Source organism: Brevibacterium ammoniilyticum, assembly GCF_038429965.1.
Classification (GTDB): Bacteria; Actinomycetota; Actinomycetes; order Actinomycetales; family Brevibacteriaceae; genus Brevibacterium; species Brevibacterium ammoniilyticum.
This window is the reverse complement of sequence record NZ_BAABNP010000007.1, coordinates 83186-101973: the sequence shown is the minus strand read 5'-3', so window position 1 is coordinate 101973 and position 18788 is coordinate 83186. Positions and strand designations below refer to the sequence as shown.

Sequence of the window (18788 nt, the reverse complement as noted above, 5' to 3'; positions counted from 1 at the left end):
GTCGCCGCCGGGGATGCGCGGCCGGCCGATCCGTTATCGCTTCATTGCTGTCGGGCCTAACTACCATGCTTCGGCGTCGCGGCAGGGTTGTCCCGAATTGCCAGTCGCCACCCCGCCACCGCGAAGCACACCACGGCGAAGTAGTGACAGAATCGAGGCAGTGCGGAGGACGCGGCTCGCCAACGGCTGTCCGACTCCGACGCCGACCGCCTGAGAAGAGGACCCGCGCATGCCCACTCCCGACGACGTCGTCGACCCGTTCGCCCGAGTCGCGCTGACGAACATCACGCAGGACTACCCGTACGCCTCGCATCATGTGGCGAACAGTCTCGCCGATATCGTGCCGGCTAGTGAGAAGAATCCGGCGTTCGCGAATTCGTTCGACTGGCACTCGAGCGTGCACATGCACTATCTGCTCGTGAAGTTGCTCGGCTCCGAAGTGGCACAGAACGCGTCGTGGCGGGATGAGGCGATCGAGCTTTTGCACTCGCATCTCAATGAGGCGAAGCTCAATGCCGAGGCATGGTTCCTCCGGGAGAACCGGAGTTGGGAGCGTCCGTACGGGTGGGCGTGGGCGGTCGAACTCGCCGAGGCGCTGCGGACCAGTGAGGATCCGCAGCTGCGTGACTTGGCTGGGAATGCGCAGATCCTCGCCGACACAGTCTTCGATCTCACGGTTGAGTGGCTGCCGAAGGTTCCGGAGCCAGTGCGTCATGGAGTGCATACGAATACGGCTTTCGGTCTGCGGAGGATTCTCCTCGGCGCGCGGGCGCAGGGTCGGCGGGACGTCGTCGACGTCATCGCGGGCGTGGCGAGGAGGTTCTACGCCGAGGATCGGGCGTGGAACTTCACGCAGGAGCGGAGCGGCCACGACTTCCTCTCGGCAGGTCTCTGCGAGGCCGACCTCATGACCGAGCTCCTCACCGAGGACGAGCTCGCCGTGTGGCTGCCCGGCTTCTTCTCCGAGCTCTCACCCGAGTCGCCGGCACTCACGCCCGTCGAGGTGCTCGATCCCACCGATGGATACCAGAGCCACCTCTACGGGCTGGGGCTGTCGGTCGCGGCCTCGATCATGCGGCTGGCCCCGCACCTCGAGGCGATCGCCGATAAGACCGGTAACGAAGATCTCGATCACTTGGCCAAGGGCATGCTCACTCGCGTCGAAGCATTGATGGCGCCTGGTCTCGAGGCCGCAGTGTCCGACGAGTACATGTCATCGCACTGGGTCGCGACCTTTGCGTGGGAGGCTCTGGAGCTGCAGGGGACGTGAGGTAGCGAAGTCGTCTTCATCGGTGCGTAATCCGACATCCCAACTTCGTCCGGCAGAAGCACGCCCAGGCTACTGGACATTGGTCGGCTCTCGACGGTCGCTGGAGCAGTATCTGACATAGCATGAGGTCATGGTTGAGGTGCTCAGAGTTGTCGGGGCGGTAATTGAGCGCGACGGCAAGTTTCTTGCGTGCCGCCGCCGACCTCAAAAGGCCGAAGGTGGCAAATGGGAGTTTCCCGGAGGCAAGGTTGAGACTGAAGAGGCGCCCGAACAGGCCCTCATGCGTGAATTAGCGGAGGAGCTCGATCTGCTCGACGCTCAGATACTCAGTCTGGTTGAGCGCAAGACCACTAAGAGCAATGGCACGCTGATTGACTTAGCGTGCTATCGCGTGAAGGTGTCGCACCCTCCTCGTACGAGCACTGATCACGATTCAATGCGTTGGTGCACTGTCGATCAGCTCTCCACGTTAGATTGGGCGCCTGCCGATTGGCCCATTGTCGATTCGCTGATCTCTGCACTCTCTCAGTCGCAAGTGCCTCACGAGGAGTCTCACCATGCCGACCGCTGAGCCGAGAGGGCTGCGACAAGCCGCAATCGATTGGTTGCAACTGCGTTCAGACGGCGGCATTGAACCGTTAACCCGAGAAGACATCCTTGACTTTCAGTTTGCCGGCGAGTCCGTGCGGCTCCAAGCCCCCATGCAAGGCATTTGGAAGCCCCGCGGCTATGCGGCTGCGCTGTCGTTTCGCACTGCGTACACCAAGCCCGGGGAACCACCTCCATATGAGGACAAGACGGGCGATGACGGCCTCTTCCGATACAAGTGGCGTGGAACAAACCCGAATCATCCCGAGAACGTCGGCCTTCGAGAGGCCATGAATCTTCGTTTGCCATTGATTTGGTTCCTTGGTGTCGCGATGGATCCGGCCAGGTACCAAGTCATCGCCCCGGTCTTCATCGTGGCTGAGGAGCCAGAACAACAGCAATTCGCCTTCACTGCTGCCGAAGATTCCGTTGCGGCATTTGAACTGGAAGGGTCAATGCACGAAGAAGTTACTCGTCGTTACCTCCAGCGCATGGCAAAGGTGCGCGTGCACCAACCAGCGTTTAGGTCGATGGTTCTTTCTGCATATGAGAACCGTTGCACCATTTGCAATCTCGGGCATCCCGGCTTGCTCGACGCGGCGCACATTGTGCCAGACCGAGACGAACGAGGAATCGCGGCAGTGACTAATGGTCTTGCCATGTGTAAGATCCATCACGCAGCGTTCGACCGCAACTTCCTTGGTATCCGCCCGGACTCCGTCGTGCAGATCCGCCACGATCTACTCGAAGAGGTCGACGGGCCTATGCTCAGGCACGGACTGCAGGACCTTCACGGACGGCAACTCATGAAGGTTCCAGCGCATCGACGCGACCGCCCCAATCAAGAGCTGCTGGAAACCAAATATAAGGAGTTCCAAGCCGCTACGGCGAGTGGATAGGAGCTGACCAAGATCGATCATTGGCATGTCGTCAGTCCACTTTGAAACTTATCTAGTACTGATGGAAATTGAGCCTTCGGTGATCAGACATGCGGAGGTTTCAATTCATATTGAACGCAGTGACCCCGCATCCCCGAGGAGCCACCGATGACCCGCCACACCTTGTCTCCCGAAGCCACCGGCACGGTCGGCCCGGGTGCGCAATGGACTGAAGATTCCACCGGGTCGAGCACCCAGATCGATCCCCTGCGGTGCGAGTTCGCCGGCTGGCTCGGTGACGATCTCGTCAGCGTCGCACCGGACTTCATCGTCTCCGGAACGCTCGCCGACGCACTACGCGCCTCCGACCTCACCGGGTTCGAGCTGCGCACCGACCCCGTCATCACGAAGTCACCCGAGTTCGTCTCCGAGAGCAACACCGATTTCCCTGATCGCTGGGAACGCCTCGTCCCCAGCCCCGAGCCGGCCTCAGCCTCAGCCTCAGCCTCAGAAGACCGTGAACCCACAGAAGAGACCGACTTCGCCCGCCGAGGCTCCGACCTCCTCGTCAGCGAACGTGCCCTGGCACTCCTCAACGACCACCGCATCACTCACGCGAATCTCACGCCGTCAAGCGACACCGCGGAGACCGCCCGGTTCACCCACAACCGAGATCAAGCCGACGCGACTGCGCGAGCGGACGCCCTCGCAGAACACGACGCTCTCAAAGCGTCGGCGGCGAAAGAGACCGCGCGCATCACCACACTGCTCGACACCACCCCAGCCACCACCTCGGCGGCACCGGCCATGAACACCCAGAACAAGCGCCGAATCTCGGGTGATCTCACCTGGGCCATTGCCGCACTGGGCACGTCCATCGACGACGAGAAGGCCCTCACAGTCCTGCGGCTCGTCGACGGTCCGGTCGCGGTCACCGACTATGAGATCGGCGACCGTGACTACCTCCGCGGAGAGATCGACGGAAGCGACCTCAGCGCCGTGCACATCAACCTCACACCGGACGCCACAGTCCGCTTCGTGCAGCTCAACTTCCGCAGCCCAACCGGCGATCCCGCGACCGCGTTCCTGCGGATCAACTCCCTCATCGACGGGGCCGCTCCCTTCACCCGCAACACCGTCATCGACCTGCTCGGCGACCCCGCGAAGACGACGACCGTCGCCCGCCACAGCATGATCTTCGACGAATACCGAATCAGCCGGAAGCGTGTGCTCTTCTACTGGGACGCCGACGACCACTCCCCACAGCTCATCGTCATCGGCCGCAAATCCTGAGACTCCCGCACGACGACGAACCACCTCGGCGCGAGCATCGACGCACTGCCGCCCCACCCGACGATCAGGGACCGAGTCCCCTACCCCACGAACCCCGACACGGACTCGATGACCTGGAGCACCGCGAGGAACCCGAAGAGCCCCAGGCACACGGCCAGCAGCACGTTCGACCACCAGCTGTTGCGCAGCGACTGCGGCACGGACGACCGGTTGAGGATGACGAGGAGGGCGAGCGCGAGCACGGGCAGGATGAACGCGCTGATCGCGGCGTAGACGAGGACCAAGGTGACCGGCTTGCCCAGCCCCATGATCACCAAGGTCGCCACGCTGAGGTAGATGAGGACCACGCGGAACTCGACAGAGGTCGCCGACATCTCGAACCGCGGCTCGTCCTGGTGCGGGTAGCGGCGCAGCACCCGGATGGCGTCGGCGGTGACGTAGGCGATGCCGGAGAACCCGCCGAGCACGCTCGTGTAGACGACCGCGAGGAACGACAGAAGGAAGATCAGCCGCCCGACCTCGCCGATCGAACCCACAAGACTCTCGGCGATCGCGAAGAGCGCATCGTTGTCGGCGATCGTGAAGCCCTGACCGTAGAGGATGAACGCCCCCACCGCGCTCATCGCCACCGCGAAGACGAACACGAGCCCGTAGCTGATGAGCAGGTCGAGGCGCACGACCGGCTTCCAGTCGGCGCTGCGCCACGACTTCTCCCGGATCCAGAACGAATACGCGAGGATCCCCGTCGCCCCGCCGACCCCGCCGATGAGCGACATCACCGTGATGATCGACCCCTCGGGAAACACCGGAACGATCGTCGCCGCCGCGACGTCCTGCGCATCTTGACCTTGGAAGACGGAGATCGCGAGCGCGATGATCCCGAGGAACATGATGATGCCGAAGCCCATCATCGCCTTCTCGACGATCCCGTACCGGCCGATGCCCACGAGGATCGCCGCGGAGGCCAGCACGACGACCGCGGTCGGCCAGAACGGCAGCACCGGGAAGATCGCCTGGAGGATGTTCGTCGCCACCGCGACGACGCCGGCCCCGAAGAAGAGACCGACGAGGAGTTCGGCGACGAGCAGCAGCCCTGGGAACAGCCGTCCCCCGAACCGCGTGAAGTGCGAGAGCAGCATCCGATCCCCGCTCATCTGCAACCGGGACACGGCGTCGGAGAGGACGAACTTGAGGAGGATCCCGACCGTGAACACCCAGATGAGCGCCAGTCCGTACTCGGCCCCGGAGTTCATCGTCGTGATCATGTCCGAGGCCCCGACGCTCGCCAGAGCCAGGACGATGCCCGGTCCGATGAGCCGCAGACGGCCGGAGAATGATCGGGGCGCCGAGGCGGGTGGACCTGACCGCTGCTGTGTCGTCTCCGAGGACATAGGCGAGACCTGGCTCCTTTGCACGAGCCGACGGATCGGCGGATCCGCATCACCGCTCGACTCCGTACATACGGACGAATCGTCAGGTCAGTATATTGGTCCCATGGCTCAGCCCCTCGACGACGGACCGTTCTTCCACGGCACGAAGGCCGCCCTCTCCCCCGGCGATCTGCTTCGCCCCGGATTCGCCTCGAACTACCGGCCCGAGATCATCATGAACCACATCTACTTCACCGCTCTGCCCGATGGCGCGGGCCTCGCCGCCGAGATCGCCGCGATCGACGGAGCACCGCACGTCTACGAGGTCGAACCGACAGGCCCCTTCGAGAACGACCCCAACGTCACGGACAAGAAGTTCCCCGGCAACCCCACCCGCTCCTACCGGAGCACCTCACCGCTGCGCATCGTCCGCGAAGTCACCGACTGGAAACGGCTGAGCCCCGCAGACCTGCGCATGTGGCGGGCGAGGATCGCCGCGATCCGCGAAGACGACGGCGCAGAGATCATCAACTAACCCCGCCGACTGCCCCCGTTGACCGCGCCGGCCGACCCCGCAGACCGCGTCCACCGACACCAGTGGCCAACCCAGACCGCGTCCACCAACCCCGGCCCCACGGGCCAACCGGCGCACGCCGCCAGCCCGCCACCAACCCGCCACCCGTGACCCTCAGTCCGCGAGCTGAGCGGCCTTCTTCGCCCCCACCGTCGGGTGGTTGCTCGCGATCGAGATGCGGTTGAACGCGTTGATGAACGTCGCGATCCACTCGACGGCCGCGATCTGCTCGGTCGACAGGTGCTGTCCCGCCTCGGCGGCGATCTCATCCCGATCGACGGGCACGTCGAGATTCGTCAGCGACTCCGCGAGCAGAAGTGCCGAGCGTTCACGGTCGTCGAAGATGTGCGACTCCCGCCAGGCCGCGAGCACGTCGAGCTTGAGCTGGTCGACGCCCGCCTTCCTGGCTGCCGGCACATGGATGCTCAGACACGTGTGACACCCGTTGATCTGGGAGACCCGGGTGTTGATGAGCTCGATGAGGCCGATGTCGAGGCCGGCCTCGACCGCCGCCTTGCGGGTGGCGCTCGCGGCGGCGACGGCGGCCTTGTAGACCTCGGGATGGGACTTGTCGATGAAGGGTCGGTTCGCGTTCATCCCGCCCATGCTCACGCGTTCTGTTCGACGTAGACGAAGTCCGCCGCGGTGGGGTTGCGGAACTTCCCGCCCTCGGCGATGTAGTCGTCCCCGGACTCCCGCAGCTTCTTGACGAAGAGCGGACAGATCGCCACGACCGTCAGACCCTTCTCACGGCAGTCGGCGAGCGCCTCGGCGACGAGGATCTTCGACAGCCCCCGCCCACCGAACTTCTCGTCGACGACGGTGTGATAGAAGATCCGCTCGTTCTCGTCGTTCTCCCCCACGAGGTAGTGGGCGCGGCCGGCGACCTCACCGTCGGCGACCTTGATGACGTAGGCGAGACCGGGCTCGTCGAGTTCGACGGTGACCTCTTCGCCGGTGGAGTCCTTGAGTTCATCGTTCATGGTTCTCTCCTTGCTCTCTGCAGTGCCTGTCACTGCGGTGGGGATGGTGGGGGTCGTGCTCATCGGTGGTCCCGGGCGTGCTGCCGCAGAGCTCACCGCCGGGCAGAGTCGGGGTCCGGTCCGCCCTGGACCTGCGGCGGCGGATTGGTTCGGGCGCGGATGCGGACGTCGGGCAGGGTGGGTGCGGGCAGGCGGCTCAGCCCCTCGGCGTTCCTCCCCGGCCCGCCGCGTCCGACGTAGCCGTCGACGACGCCGAACATGTCGCTGCCGTCCTGCCATTCCTGCCGGTATTCGGCGATCTCCTCGTGGCTGCGGCCCACGAAGTTCCACCACATGACGATCTCCTCGGCGAAGGGCTCCCCGCCGAGGAGGACGACCCGGGCCGGTGTCTCGCCGAGGTTGGCGATGCGGATCTCACTCAGCCCGATCCCCGTGTAGCCGATCCCGGCCCGCGGGATGGGCACGTTCTCGACGGCCACCTCGCCGGCGTCGACGAGGATCCCGTGTTCGAAGTCGGGACTGACCGGCAGGTCGATGCTCGCGCCCGGCTGCAGGCGGATCTCGGCGCCGAGGAGGGGCGAATGGGTGCGCACCGGGGAGGACTGTCCCCACAGCTGCCCGAGGAAGACGAGGAACTCCCCGCCGTCGAAGGGGACCACCTCGGGGGCGAAGTGCTCGAATTCGCGTTCGGACTGGTGGCGGGAGCTCTCGGGCAGGGCCAGCCACAGCTGGACGCCGTGCAGGGTCGTCGTCTCCGTCGTCGAGACCTCGGAGTGGCAGATGCCGCGTCCGGCGGTCATGAGGTTGACCTCCCCGGGCAGGACGAGACCGGCGTTGCCGCCGGAGTCGATGTGCTGGATGGCGCCCTCGAAGAGCCAGCTCACGGTCTGGAGTCCCGTGTGCGGGTGCGGGGCGACGTCCATGCCCCCGGAGGCGGAGACGTCGTCGGGCCCGTAGTGGTCGACGAAGCACCACGGTCCGATGAGGGACCGCTGCCGCTGCGGGAGAGTGCGGTGGACGGTCATCGCCCGGGGACCGCCGAGGGGCACGTCACGGGCGGTGATGATCTCGACAGGGGCGCGTCCGCGCTGATCGCACTGGGCGTCCGGCAGGCTGCCCGACCGGCACACCACCTGGTCGGGGGCGGTTTCGACGTTGCTCATGGCGGCCTGCCTCTCTTCACGGACCGCGGCGGCAGGCGGTGTGTCCGCCGCCGGGGAATGCGACCCGATTCGTTGCTTCTTCAACAGTTCCATAGTTGTATGGTTGCGTCCAGGGGGCGCCCCCAGACCCCCGATCCGCAGTGAGTCCGCAGAGAGGGAGACCGATGCGAACGCCCATCCCCGATTACCTCGACGAGATCCTCGAGGCCCTTCGCACTGAGGACAACGGCGCGGTGGCCGACTACATTCCCGCCCTCGCCGCCGCCGATCCCGACCGCTTCGCCGTGGCCGTGACCACGGTCGAAGGACGCACGTACGCCGCCGGCGACAGCGACGTCGAGTTCTCCATCCAGTCGATGTCGAAGCCCTTCGCCTACGCCGCAGCGCTGGCCGACCGGGGTGCTGAGGTCGTCGATGCCCACGTCAGCGTCGAACCCTCCGGGGCGGCGTTCAACATGCTCTCCCTCGAGGAGGGCACCTACCGGCCGAAGAACCCGATGATCAACGCCGGTGCCCTGACCACGCACAGCCTCCTCGTCGCCCCGGGTGCCTCCCGGGATGCCCGGGTGGAGCGGTCCCTCGAGTTCTTCTCCGCCCTGGCCGGCCGGCAGCTGAGCATCGACGAGGAGGTCTACCGGTCCGAGCTCGAGACCGCCGACCGCAATCTCGCGATCGCCCACATGCTGCGCAGCTACGGCATCCTCGACGACGACCCGCATGAGATCGTCGACGGCTACACCGCGCAGTGCTCGATCCTCGTCACCGTCAAGGACATCTCGAAGATGACGGCGACCCTGGCCGCCGGGCGGCACCCATCCGATCACCGGGGAGCGGATCATCGGCCGCGACGCCGCCCGGCAGACGCTGTCCGCGATGGCCGCGGCGGGCATGTACGACGCTGCCGGCACCTGGTTCACCGAGGTCGGCATCCCCGCCAAGAGCGGCGTCGCCGGCGGTCTCCTCGGCGCCCTGCCCGGTCAGATCGGCATCGGCTCCCTGTCCCCGCGCCTCGACGAGCACGGCAACAGCGTGCGCGGGATCAAGCTCTTCCGCCGCCTGTCGAAGGACATGGGCCTCCACCTCATGGAGACCGAACCGACCGGCACCGCCGCGGTGCGCGATATCCGCTCCGACGGCGATCGCGTCGTCGTCGACCTCCAGGGGTCGATCAACTTCAGCAGCGCCGAATCGATCCTCCACACCCTCGAGGAATCGGCCCCGACCGCGGGGACCCTGGTCTTCGACGTCTCCCGGGTCGACGGCTTCACCGACGTCGGCCGTCGCATGGTCCTCGAGGGGATGCGTCGGCTGCGCCTCGACGGGCTGAGCGTCGGCCTCGCCGATCCCGACGGCAAGCTCCCGGACCCCGACATGGGCGACGGCACCTACCCGTTCGATGCGACGGAGACGACCGCCGGCTGAGGACGCGGGCTCAGTCCGTCCCCGGGTCCGCCTCGGCGAGATGCTGAGGCGGTTGGACGGGACGCACCTTGCTCACGAGGTCGAACACGGTCTCCGCCTCGGCGTCGGTGAGGCCTGCGAACCCGGCGAGGATGACCTCCGCGTTCGTCTCCGCCGCCTCCTCACGCAGCTTCCGGCCCGCTTCGGTGAGTTCGACGAGGACCCCGCGCTGATCCTCCGGATCCGGGGACTGCGTGACGATCCGACGCGCCTCGAGCCGGCGGAGCAGACGGGAGAGCGCACTGCGGCTGAGCACCATCGACTGGAGGAGGTCGCGTTGGCGGATCGGCTCATCGGGCGGGGTGTTGATGAGCGTGTCGAACTCGTTGAGGGTGAGGTTGTGGCGCTCCCGGAAGGCGATCTCGAACTGGGCCATGAAGTCCTGGTGCTTCTCCATCGCCAGCCGCCACGTGGCGATCTTGATCGGCGCGATCTGCCGGAGGATGCTGCTCACGGGCGTCGTCTCAGTCATCACTGGCCTCCGATTCCGGCCGCGCCGGGGCACGGTGACGGACTGTTCGAATGGGGTGGGACGACCATGACGACTCCTGCACAGATGGTGACGAACGTGCGCAGCTGGTGGTGAGGGGCTGCGCTGACCCTGCAAGTGAACTCTTCCCGATACTTGTTGCCACGACAACAATTTCATTGTTCAATGGAACAGTCCAGGGTTCAGGCGGACGCGTTTCGCGGCAACACTGGCGCCTCCTCCCCGGAGTACGCTCGGATGCATCCCCGCAGCTTCCCCATTTCGGGCTGTTCGTGCGGTGCCGTTCGGGCCCCCCACGAACCAGCATTGCCAGCCGCCGAGGCGGTCGATCGTCCCGTGCTCCTGTGCAGCCGTTGCCGGCCCGCGGTGAGCCGTGATCCGCACCCGGCGGGGTCCTGGTGTCGAGGACGTCTGGCATGTGCCCAGACTATGCGGCAGACGAACGCCGATGGTGGGAATCGACGACAACTGTCATCGTCTTGTGACACCCCGACAGCGGACGGCCCACATCACACCGACGATCCCGGCGCTGAGGCCGAGCACGATCGCCCCGCAGCCGATCGCCCGACCGTACCCGGGACCGGCGGAGGCCGATGCGACGAGACTGAGGAGACCGATGCCGATCGCGCCGGTGATCTCGGTGGCCGAGTTCATCACAGCGCCCATCGTGCCGGCTGACCCCTCCGGCACCGCGGTCATCGTCAGGCGCGTTCCGGCGACGAACATCGGCCCCATCGTCAACGCCGAGGCGACGAGATCAGGAAGGACGAGCCACTGGGGCTTCCCAGGGTGCTACTTCTGGTGAGATCCCTCATACTCAATGAACTGCGCATCGTCGTTGACCGAAGTTCCCCGGTATTCCACCTGCTGTTCACTGGGCACTAGATCTTGGTAGTAGCCGAGCCGATTACCCCACGGGTCGGAGAAGTCGACAAACGCAACAACTTCAGGCAGCTGCGAGGGTTCGGAATGCTCAATCCCTGACGAGTCGAGAAAGTCCAGTGCAGCACGGAGGTCGTGCACACGGAATCGCATTCTATTGTGCATAGGCGCTGCGTCTGCTTTGCCTCCGACCTGAACCCAGCATTCTTGGCCTGAGATCGGAGACCACTCGAAGAAATCATCATGCGGTTCGAACTCCGGTTCGCGACCGAATAGCGTGCTGTAGAACGATCGTGCTGTGGCAGTCTCGTTGGTCGGCACGTACACCTGTACGGTGACGCCCGCGGTAATAGGTGCAGAGTTCATCGAACCGTCACTCATGGCTATATCCTCCATACCACCAGAAGCGGAATTGATCGTCATGGTAACACCTGACTGCTGACCAGCACCGAAGCTGCCGCACCCCGGACCGGGGCGAAACGGAAGGAGATGTCTCTGAGTCCTCTCGGCGACCGATTCCTCGGCGCCGTTCGAGGGCACCTGGTCAAGCTGCCGGGAACCGCATCCGAGTCGACGCAAAGTCGGTAAGGGTCCCCCGAACGAAGCCCTCGCCGAGGTGACGCGGGCCGGACATGGGACAGCCGCCTCGGCGAGGGGATCATTCCCCCACCGAGGCGGCTGGGCTCAGCTCGGACCGTCCGGCTGTTCTCGGGCCGGAGAAGGACCCGATCCGGGACCTAGGTCGTCCGCGACCTGCGTCGGGCGACGAATCCCACGATCACGTCGACGAGGACGAAGCCGACGAGACTGATGCCCACGAGCGGCAGGAAGAGCCCGACGCCGATCGCGACGAGCGCGACCAGGGCCACGCCCCACCAGGGCGCCTGCGCGAGCGCGCCCCTGGCCGGGGCGACGCCGAAGCGCTTCGTCGTGTCGTGCTTGGGCCGGCGCTGCCACCACATGACGTAGCCCCACACGACCATCGCGGCGATGCCGGCGGCGAGGAAGACGAGCGCGATCTGGTTGGGCAGGCCGAACATCGACCCCATGTGGAGGTCGATGCCCCAGCGGGAGAGCTTCGCGGCGATGGGGAAGTCGGCGAAGTCGGCCCGGTCGGTGATCGCCATCGTCGTCGGATCGAAGGCGACGGAGTCGACCTCGGTGGGGAAGCTGCGCTGGATCTCCTGGACCACCCACGCCGAGTTCTCATCGGCCGGGGGTTTGATCTCGACGAGACCGGTGTTGACGTTGACGTTCTGCGCCATGGACAGGAACATGTCGAAGGCTGCGGGGTCGGGGTTGCCGGCCGGGTCCCCCGCACCGGTCATGCCGCTCATGTCGTGACCGGCGTGCTCGCCGCTCGGCGCAGCACCGGCATTGTCGCCGAGGGCCGTCGAGACCGACGGTGTCGTCCAGTTCAGTGCCTCCCGCAGCTTCGAGACGTTGTCCCCGCCCAGCTGGGACCACGTGATTCCCGTGGCGGAGAGGAAGAGCATCCCGATCGCGATCCACACACCCACAGAGGCGTGCCAGGACAGCGTGCGACGCAGGCCCTTGTGCTTGTTCGAGGGCTTGATCATGGCCGCGGCGGCCTTCTTCGACTTCCGTGCACGGACGATCCAGAGGCAGAGTCCGGCGACGGCGATGATGCCCAGCCAGGAGGCCGCGAGCTCGCTGTAGTAGCGGCCGAAGTCCCCGAGCTGGAGGCTGCGGTGGAACTGGTCGATCCATGTCCGCAGGGGCAGGGCACCCGAGGTGCCGTACACGGTGAGGTCGCCCTTCACCTCGGCGGTGGCGGGATCGACGAAGATCGCCCGGGATTCGCTGTCGCCGAGGCTCTCATCGGCGTACATCACCCGTGTCGTCATCCCCGGCTCGGGGGCGGGACGGACGGCGCTGATCCTCTGCCCCTCGCCGATGAAGGCGTTGGCGGCATCGATCTGGTCGGCCAGGGGCAGGGCGACTCCGCGGGAGGAGGCGGTGAGCTGGTCGGCGTAGATGATCTTCTCCACCTGCGGGCTCAGCGCGTAGAGTCCGCCGCTGATCGCGGCGACGAGGATGAAGGGGCCGACGAAGATGCCGGCGTAGAAGTGGAGTCGGCGCAGCAGGGGTGTGAACCAGGGAGCGGTCTTGGCTCGCTGGGTCCTACTCCGCCCCGCGGCCTGGTCCGGCTGGTCGGGCGGGTAGCGGCGTGAATCGGGAATGAAGTTCTTGTTCGGCTGCGCCGGCGGGTCGAGGTCGGTGCCCGACTTTTCGGGCAGGGATGATGACGGTGAGGTCATGATCTGGCTTTCTGTGAGTGTCGAGGTCAGCCGCGTGCCCGCATTCGGGCAGGCATGCTGAGGCGACCGAGGACGGCACGGCGGATCGCCGGGTCGGTTCGGTCGGTGATGGAAGGGATCAGAAAGCCAGGTGCGGGGGTCCTCGCCGCAGGATCGGCGAGCGGATCGTGCCCAGTGACTGGGGCAGGAGAACGGTGAGGGCGACCACGGCGCGCGGTCGTGTCGGCAGCGCCCGCAGACGGCAGAGCGCCGGGACGATGGATCCGAGGACGAGGCGGACGAACTCGGCGAGCTTCGTCGGCAGCGCCTCCGCCCAGTAGATGAGGGCGATCGTGACGAACGCGGCGATGATGTGCATCGTCGTCATCTGCGGGCTCGCATGCGCGTGGAGCATCGCCGAGGGGTCGTCCATCCCCGGCATCGACCCCATGCCCGCACCGCCGGACATCGCCGTTCCGGATGCAGTGCCGGAGGAGTGCTGCATGCCGCTGTGGAGCATCGCCTGTCGGTCGGCCGCGCTCGTCGGGCCCATCGTGTGCATGGGGGTGAAGACGGTGAACAGCCCGTGGAAGAGTCCCTGACTGACGAAGACGGAGGCCGAGAGACGGGTGAGCGAGAGGCGCCTGCCCGCGAGGAGGACGCAGACGAGGGTCGACAGCGCCAGGGGCACGGCAAGTCCGAGGAACGTGGGCATCGAGCCCCCGCCGAGGATGTGGGAGGTGAGTGCGAGGAAGGTGGCGGCGATGGCGGCAGCACTGCCGCGCCGAGCCTTCCGGCTTCGCATCTCCCACTTCACGCCCACCATTGTCACATGCTCAGGTGACCTCGATGTGCCGTTCCGATGACCGCCGACAACGAGACTTGGGCAACGCTGCTTGGGCGAGCCTGCTTGGACGCCGGGGCTTGACCCCGCGGGTGCGACATCGGCGGCTTCGGCGAGGTTGAGACCGAAGCCGCCGGTCAGCGCCGGTCACTCCCAGAGCGCGGCGACAGCGGCCGTGTACTCCTTGCGCGGCGGAACGGTCTTCTCTCAACTTACCCACTCAGTCCGACGTCCGGTGGTGGCACGAGCCCAGCACTGTGACACACAGTTGGACCCTGACTCAGGGTCGAACGCGAGAGATCAGCTCACATCTCTTCGTGAGTGAGGGGGTCGCGGTCCTTCATGCGGCCGCGCTCGAGACCGGAGATGGCAGCCACCTCGGCGGGAGTCAGGGAGAAGCCGAAGATGTCGGCGTTGAGCCGCTGACGGTCGGGGTTGGCCGACTTCGGGATGGGAATGCTGCCGATCTCGACGTGCCAGCGCAGCACTACTTGGGCGGGTTCGACACCGTGGGTCAGGGCCGCCTCGGTGACGGGATCTTCGGAGAACAGCCCGCCGTCGCGGTAGAGCGGGGACCACGATTCGGTCTGCACGCCGATCGACCTATGGAACTCCACGAGCGCGGTCTGCGGGAAATACGGGTGGAGTTCGACCTGGTTGACCGCCGGTGTCACGCCGGTCTTCTCGATGAGTTCGGTGAGCATGTCCGCGGTGAAGTTCGAAACGCCGATGGACTTCACGAGGCCACGGTCGCGCAGTTCAATGAGGCCGCGCCACGTGTCGACGTACCGGCCGACACTGGGGTTGGGCCAGTGTATGAGGTGGAGGTCGAGATAGTCGAGGCCGAGGCGGGCCAGCGACTCCTCGGTGCTTGCGATGGCCTCGTCGAAGCCGTGGTGGCGACCGGGGATCTTGCTCGTGATGAAGAGGTCTCCGCGGTCGATTGGACTCTCCGCGATGGCGCGACCGACCTCGCGTTCGTTCTCGTAGTTGACCGCGGTGTCGAGCAGTCGGTAACCGCTTTCGATGCCGGCGCCGATCGCTTCGACACCGTCATCGCCGGTCATCGCGTAGGTGCCGAGGCCGATCTCGGGGATCGCGCGGCCGTCATTGAGATCGAGCGTGGGAATCTCAGTCATGCCTCCACCCTAGATCCGCCGAGGCGGCCGCGGCCAGGGCCAGCACCGTTCAGTCGCTTGCCGGATCGTCTGCGACCATCCGCGCGAGCCTGACCGGCGCGGTACTGCGGTACGAATCGGCGAGGAGTTCGCGGATCTCCCCGGCATCCAGGTCAGCGAGCTCGACGCCGATCCACCCGGTCGGACCGAGGTACATGGGAACGAACGTGTCCGACCGCTCGAGCATCACCTCGGCGTCCATCGGCTCGAGGAGGACGAGCATCGCATGCGGATGCTGCTCCAGCTCCCCGGTGACGTGCTTCTCCGCGGCACCGAAGTACGCGAAGACCTTCTTCGTGAAGAACGTCGGCCGCCCGTGGGAGACCTTCTCCTGCGCCTCGGAAAAGCTCAACGCGATCTCCCGGAACTGCCCCAGCACCAGATCGTCGGGATCGAACATCAGCTCGTGTGCCATGTGCCCACGATACGTCCCCTCGCCGAGGCGGCCCCGGCATCCGTCGAGACTGACCCCCGCATCGCACGCGATTGACTTGGGCGAACAGTGAGCAAACCAACCGTCGTTCCTCGTCAGCGCGACGCCGCCCTCGGATAGGGTCGAAACCATGACAGGAAAGACCAGGACGAAGCTCAGGGACCGCTGGGCGCTGCGCGTATTCCGGCGACTCTCGGTCCTGCAGCGCGTGAGCCTCCTCGCCATCCTCGGTCTCGTCGTTGCCCTGCTGCTCATCGCAGTGCGATCGGTCTGGATGTTCGCAGCCCTCATGGACGCTCGCAGGCGCGGCCCCGAAGAGGTCTGCCGAGGTCTCATCGACATGGCTCAGCCGGATGAGATCACGATCGTCAGCGACGGATGGAGCGGATACCAGTGTGAAGGGACCAGCGCCGACGGCGGCTACGCCATGCAGACAGGAGACGTCGACACGAGCCTTCTGCTCCTCTTCTCACTCCTCCTCGTCGCCGCATGCGTCATCACCCTCATCGGCGTTCTCATCGCCGTGATCGTGCGCGCACTTCTCCGACTGTTCGGATCCACCACGGTTCACCGCGCAGGCAAATGGGGCACTGGGCTGATCACCTCGGCGTGCCTGCCGATTCCCTGGACCTACCTCTTCCTCTACATGCAGTGGTACCCAGCGTCGAACTCCGGCGGAGTGAGCCTCGATCCCCCGCTGGCGAAGGGCGACGAAGTAGCCTCGTTCGGAGTTGAGAAATCGTTCATCCCTCCGTACATCGTGTGGAGCGGCCACTCGGTCAACGGAGCGGAGTTCTCGATCAACGACTACGGCATCCCCTTCGGCCTCTTCATCATCGTCATCGTGCTGTTCGTCGCGGGCCTCGGACTGATCATCACCTCACGCTTCCTCCTGAAGCGCGCATCAACTTCTGGTCAGATGAACGATCGGAGAACTGACCTCACCTCGGCTTGATCTCTGTATAGATGTTCGTCAATATAGATACATGTCGAATCAACATGTCGAAAGCCACGTCGCCGACCTCGCACCCTCCAGCCCGAAACGCCTGTCCACCCTCGACCGGTGGCTGCCGCTGTGGATCGGACTGGCAATGGCGGCTGGGCTGCTTCTCGGCCGTTTCGTCCCCGCGCTCTCGGCGCTGCTGAGCGATCTGGAAGTCGCCGGGATCTCCGTCCCGATCGGCATCGGTCTCCTCGTCATGATGTACCCGGTCCTCGCGAAGGTGCGCTATGACCGGATCGCCGCCGTAACGGGTGATCGCAGACTCCTCATCTCCTCGCTCGTGCTCAACTGGCTCATCGGTCCAGCGGTCATGTTCGCCCTGGCCTGGTCATTCCTTCCCGACCTGCCCGAATACCGCACAGGACTCATCATCGTCGGCCTCGCCAGATGCATTGCGATGGTCGTCATCTGGAACGACCTGGCCTGCGGCGATCGGGAAGCCACCGCCGTCCTGGTGGCGATGAACTCGGTCTTCCAGGTCCTCGCGTTCTCCGTCCTCGGATGGTTCTACCTCACCGTGCTCCCCGGCTGGCTCAGCCTGGACTCCCAGGGTCTCGAGATCTCCGCGTGGCAGATCGCACTCAACGTCCTCGTCTTCCTCGGCCTTCCCCTGGCGGCCGGATTCGCCTCACGCTGGATCGGCGAGAAGCGTCGAGGACGAGTCTGGTACGAGGAGAGCTTCCTCCCTGCGATCGGCCCTTGGGCACTCTACGGACTCCTCTTCACCATCACTCTGCTCTTCGCCCTGCAGGGCGAAGCGATCACCTCGAACCCTCTCGACGTCGTGAGAATCGCGGTGCCGCTCGTCATCTACTTCGGCCTCATGTGGTTCGCTGGGCTCCTCCTCGGCAAGACCATCGGACTCGGCTACGCTCGCTCGACGACCCTCGCTTTCACTGCCGCGGGCAACAACTTCGAGCTCGCGATCGCCGTGGCCATCGGCACTTTCGGGGCGGCATCCGGACAGGCCCTGGCCGGCGTGGTGGGCCCGCTCATCGAAGTGCCTGTCCTCGTCGGACTCGTCTACGTCTCACTCTGGGCTGCCCGCGCCTGGTTCCGCACCGACCCCTATGCCACCGAATCGAGGAAGCCATGACCGACACGACCGCCCTCGCCGACCGCACCGACTGCGCGCCATCGACGGCCCACCCCATCGACCCCGAGGCAGCATCGACCGTGGCCGGCGCTCTCAAAGCGCTCTCCGATCCGCTTCGACTGCGCATGCTCTCCGCCATCGCCACCGATTCCCGGGGAGAATCGTGCGTCTGCGACCTCGCCGATCTCGCCTCCGTCTCCCAGCCGACGATCTCCCACCACCTCAAAGTCCTCAAGGACACCGGACTCGTAGACTCCGAACGCCGTGGCACGTGGGTGTGGTATCGGATCGCACCCACCAGACGCCGAGCAGTCTCAGCGCTGCTTGACACCTTTGCCCCGGCAGCCATCGGCGGCGCTGCACCCGATGTCCAACCCGACGGCGCACTCCGCGACCTCTCCCTCGACGACCTGGACTCGAGCGTCAGCCGCCTCGCCTCCGATCTCGCCGACCGTCACCCCGATCTCAGTCGCGACCTCGTCACCGCTCTCGTCCGCGAGTCCTACACCGGATTGGCTCGGTCGGCGAAACTCACTCGACACCTCATTCCGCTGACCGAACGCTTTGCCCAGCAGCGCCTGAGCGACCTCCAACGCGATCGGTCGAGCGCAGCACCCCAGGTCCTGTTCGTCTGCGTTCAGAACGCGGGTCGGTCGCAGATCGCCGCCGCACTCCTCAACGCGCTCTCCGGCGGCGCAGTCGTCGCACGGTCGGCGGGATCGATGCCGTCCGCCGAGGTGCACCCGAATGTTCAGCGGCTGCTTGCCGACATCGATGGCGAAGGGACCACTCGAGACGAGTATCCGAAACCGCTCACCGACGACGCCGTACGTGCGGCAGACGTGGTCGTAACGATGGGCTGCGGCGATGTGTGCCCGATCGTCCCGGGAGTGCGCTACGAAGACTGGGCAGTCGGCGACCCCGCCGTGGCCTCCCCCGACGGCTTGACTGCGATCCGCAACGACATCGAAGCACACGTCCGCGACCTGCTGGCCGCACTGAATCCCGACAACACCTGAGG

20 protein-coding genes and 1 pseudogene are annotated in these 18788 nt (G+C 65.7%); 10 read left to right on the top strand and 11 right to left on the bottom strand.

What is annotated here, in order from left to right; all coding sequences use genetic code 11:
• The first annotated feature begins 229 nt into the window (after window positions 1-229).
• The 4 genes from AAHA49_RS09960 to AAHA49_RS09945 all read left to right on the top strand — a co-directional run bounded on the left by AAHA49_RS09960 (window position 230) and on the right by AAHA49_RS09945 (window position 4029).
• Entirely contained in the window at window positions 230-1270 is a 1041-nt protein-coding gene (locus tag AAHA49_RS09960) for a DUF2891 family protein (protein WP_339391987.1), read from the top strand.
• Window positions 1271-1400: 130 nt separating this feature from the next.
• A complete protein-coding gene (locus tag AAHA49_RS09955) occupies window positions 1401-1841 on the top strand; it encodes a (deoxy)nucleoside triphosphate pyrophosphohydrolase (RefSeq protein WP_339391986.1) in 441 nt (146 codons plus the stop codon).
• Window positions 1828-2757: an HNH endonuclease gene (locus tag AAHA49_RS09950; protein ID WP_339391985.1), complete on the top strand. Its 930-nt coding sequence runs from the start codon at window positions 1828-1830 to the stop codon at window positions 2755-2757. The genes AAHA49_RS09955 and AAHA49_RS09950 overlap by 14 nt, the downstream gene beginning before the upstream one ends.
• Window positions 2758-2904: 147 nt before the next feature.
• Window positions 2905-4029 (top strand): hypothetical protein, encoded by a 1125-nt coding sequence (locus tag AAHA49_RS09945; RefSeq protein ID WP_342038145.1) that lies wholly within the window; start codon window positions 2905-2907, stop codon window positions 4027-4029.
• Between the two features lie 80 nt (window positions 4030-4109).
• Here the strand turns inward: AAHA49_RS09945 and AAHA49_RS09940 are convergent, their stop codons facing one another.
• On the bottom strand, window positions 4110-5420 hold the full coding sequence (locus AAHA49_RS09940) for an Nramp family divalent metal transporter (RefSeq protein WP_342038144.1): 1311 nt from the start codon (window positions 5418-5420) through the stop codon (window positions 4110-4112).
• Window positions 5421-5523: 103 nt separating this feature from the next.
• Here AAHA49_RS09940 and arr point away from each other — a divergent pair, with 103 nt between their 5' ends.
• Window positions 5524-5934 carry an NAD(+)--rifampin ADP-ribosyltransferase gene (arr, locus tag AAHA49_RS09935; protein ID WP_342038143.1) on the top strand — a complete coding sequence of 137 codons (411 nt, stop codon included), beginning with the start codon at window positions 5524-5526 and terminating at the stop codon, window positions 5932-5934.
• Window positions 5935-6087: 153 nt separating this feature from the next.
• Here arr and AAHA49_RS09930 read toward each other — a convergent pair whose 3' ends face one another.
• The 3 genes from AAHA49_RS09930 to AAHA49_RS09920 form a co-directional block, all read right to left on the bottom strand.
• The gene (locus AAHA49_RS09930; RefSeq protein ID WP_342038142.1) at window positions 6088-6570 is read right to left on the bottom strand and encodes a carboxymuconolactone decarboxylase family protein; all 483 of its coding nucleotides are present in this window, start codon (window positions 6568-6570) and stop codon (window positions 6088-6090) included.
• A gap of 11 nt (window positions 6571-6581) precedes the next feature.
• The gene (locus AAHA49_RS09925) at window positions 6582-6956 is read right to left on the bottom strand and encodes a GNAT family N-acetyltransferase (RefSeq protein ID WP_342038141.1); all 375 of its coding nucleotides are present in this window, start codon (window positions 6954-6956) and stop codon (window positions 6582-6584) included.
• Between the two features lie 92 nt (window positions 6957-7048).
• On the bottom strand, window positions 7049-8119 hold the full coding sequence (locus tag AAHA49_RS09920) for a pirin family protein (protein WP_342038140.1): 1071 nt from the start codon (window positions 8117-8119) through the stop codon (window positions 7049-7051).
• A gap of 164 nt (window positions 8120-8283) precedes the next feature.
• Between AAHA49_RS09920 and AAHA49_RS09915 the strand changes: the two are divergent.
• Together AAHA49_RS09915 and AAHA49_RS09910 are read left to right on the top strand one after the other, a co-directional pair.
• A pseudogene (locus AAHA49_RS09915) lies at window positions 8284-8874 on the top strand (glutaminase); the annotation flags it as partial.
• Between the two features lie 118 nt (window positions 8875-8992).
• Window positions 8993-9541, top strand: coding sequence for a glutaminase (locus AAHA49_RS09910; protein WP_425286512.1), 549 nt, complete (start codon window positions 8993-8995; stop codon window positions 9539-9541).
• A 10-nt stretch (window positions 9542-9551) separates the two neighbouring features.
• Here the strand turns inward: AAHA49_RS09910 and AAHA49_RS09905 are convergent, their stop codons facing one another.
• The 7 genes from AAHA49_RS09905 to AAHA49_RS09875 form a co-directional block, all read right to left on the bottom strand.
• A complete protein-coding gene (locus AAHA49_RS09905) occupies window positions 9552-10052 on the bottom strand; it encodes a MarR family winged helix-turn-helix transcriptional regulator (RefSeq protein ID WP_342038139.1) in 501 nt (166 codons plus the stop codon).
• Between the two features lie 489 nt (window positions 10053-10541).
• A complete protein-coding gene (locus AAHA49_RS09900) occupies window positions 10542-10796 on the bottom strand; it encodes a hypothetical protein (protein ID WP_342038138.1) in 255 nt (84 codons plus the stop codon).
• A 66-nt stretch (window positions 10797-10862) separates the two neighbouring features.
• Entirely contained in the window at window positions 10863-11375 is a 513-nt protein-coding gene (locus AAHA49_RS09895) for a VOC family protein (protein WP_342038137.1), read from the bottom strand.
• Window positions 11376-11689: 314 nt separating this feature from the next.
• On the bottom strand, window positions 11690-13234 hold the full coding sequence (locus tag AAHA49_RS09890; RefSeq protein ID WP_342038136.1) for a PepSY-associated TM helix domain-containing protein: 1545 nt from the start codon (window positions 13232-13234) through the stop codon (window positions 11690-11692).
• A gap of 118 nt (window positions 13235-13352) precedes the next feature.
• Window positions 13353-14018, bottom strand: a complete 666-nt coding sequence (locus AAHA49_RS09885; RefSeq protein ID WP_342038135.1) for a hypothetical protein — start codon at window positions 14016-14018, stop codon at window positions 13353-13355.
• A gap of 344 nt (window positions 14019-14362) precedes the next feature.
• Window positions 14363-15196 (bottom strand): aldo/keto reductase, encoded by an 834-nt coding sequence (locus tag AAHA49_RS09880; RefSeq protein ID WP_342038134.1) that lies wholly within the window; start codon window positions 15194-15196, stop codon window positions 14363-14365.
• A 49-nt stretch (window positions 15197-15245) separates the two neighbouring features.
• Complete coding sequence (locus AAHA49_RS09875; RefSeq protein WP_342038133.1) at window positions 15246-15650, bottom strand: MmcQ/YjbR family DNA-binding protein; 405 nt, start codon at window positions 15648-15650, stop codon at window positions 15246-15248.
• Window positions 15651-15798: 148 nt separating this feature from the next.
• On the opposite strand from AAHA49_RS09875, the gene AAHA49_RS09870 reads away from it, so the two are divergent.
• The 3 genes from AAHA49_RS09870 to AAHA49_RS09860 are packed head-to-tail and all read left to right on the top strand — an operon-like array spanning window position 15799 to window position 18786.
• The gene (locus AAHA49_RS09870; RefSeq protein ID WP_342038132.1) at window positions 15799-16623 is read left to right on the top strand and encodes a hypothetical protein; all 825 of its coding nucleotides are present in this window, start codon (window positions 15799-15801) and stop codon (window positions 16621-16623) included.
• A 31-nt stretch (window positions 16624-16654) separates the two neighbouring features.
• Window positions 16655-17767, top strand: coding sequence for an ACR3 family arsenite efflux transporter (arsB, locus tag AAHA49_RS09865; protein ID WP_342038131.1), 1113 nt, complete (start codon window positions 16655-16657; stop codon window positions 17765-17767).
• Window positions 17764-18786, top strand: a complete 1023-nt coding sequence (locus tag AAHA49_RS09860; RefSeq protein ID WP_342038130.1) for a metalloregulator ArsR/SmtB family transcription factor — start codon at window positions 17764-17766, stop codon at window positions 18784-18786. Before arsB ends, AAHA49_RS09860 begins: the two co-directional genes overlap by 4 nt.
• Window positions 18787-18788: the final 2 nt, after the last annotated feature.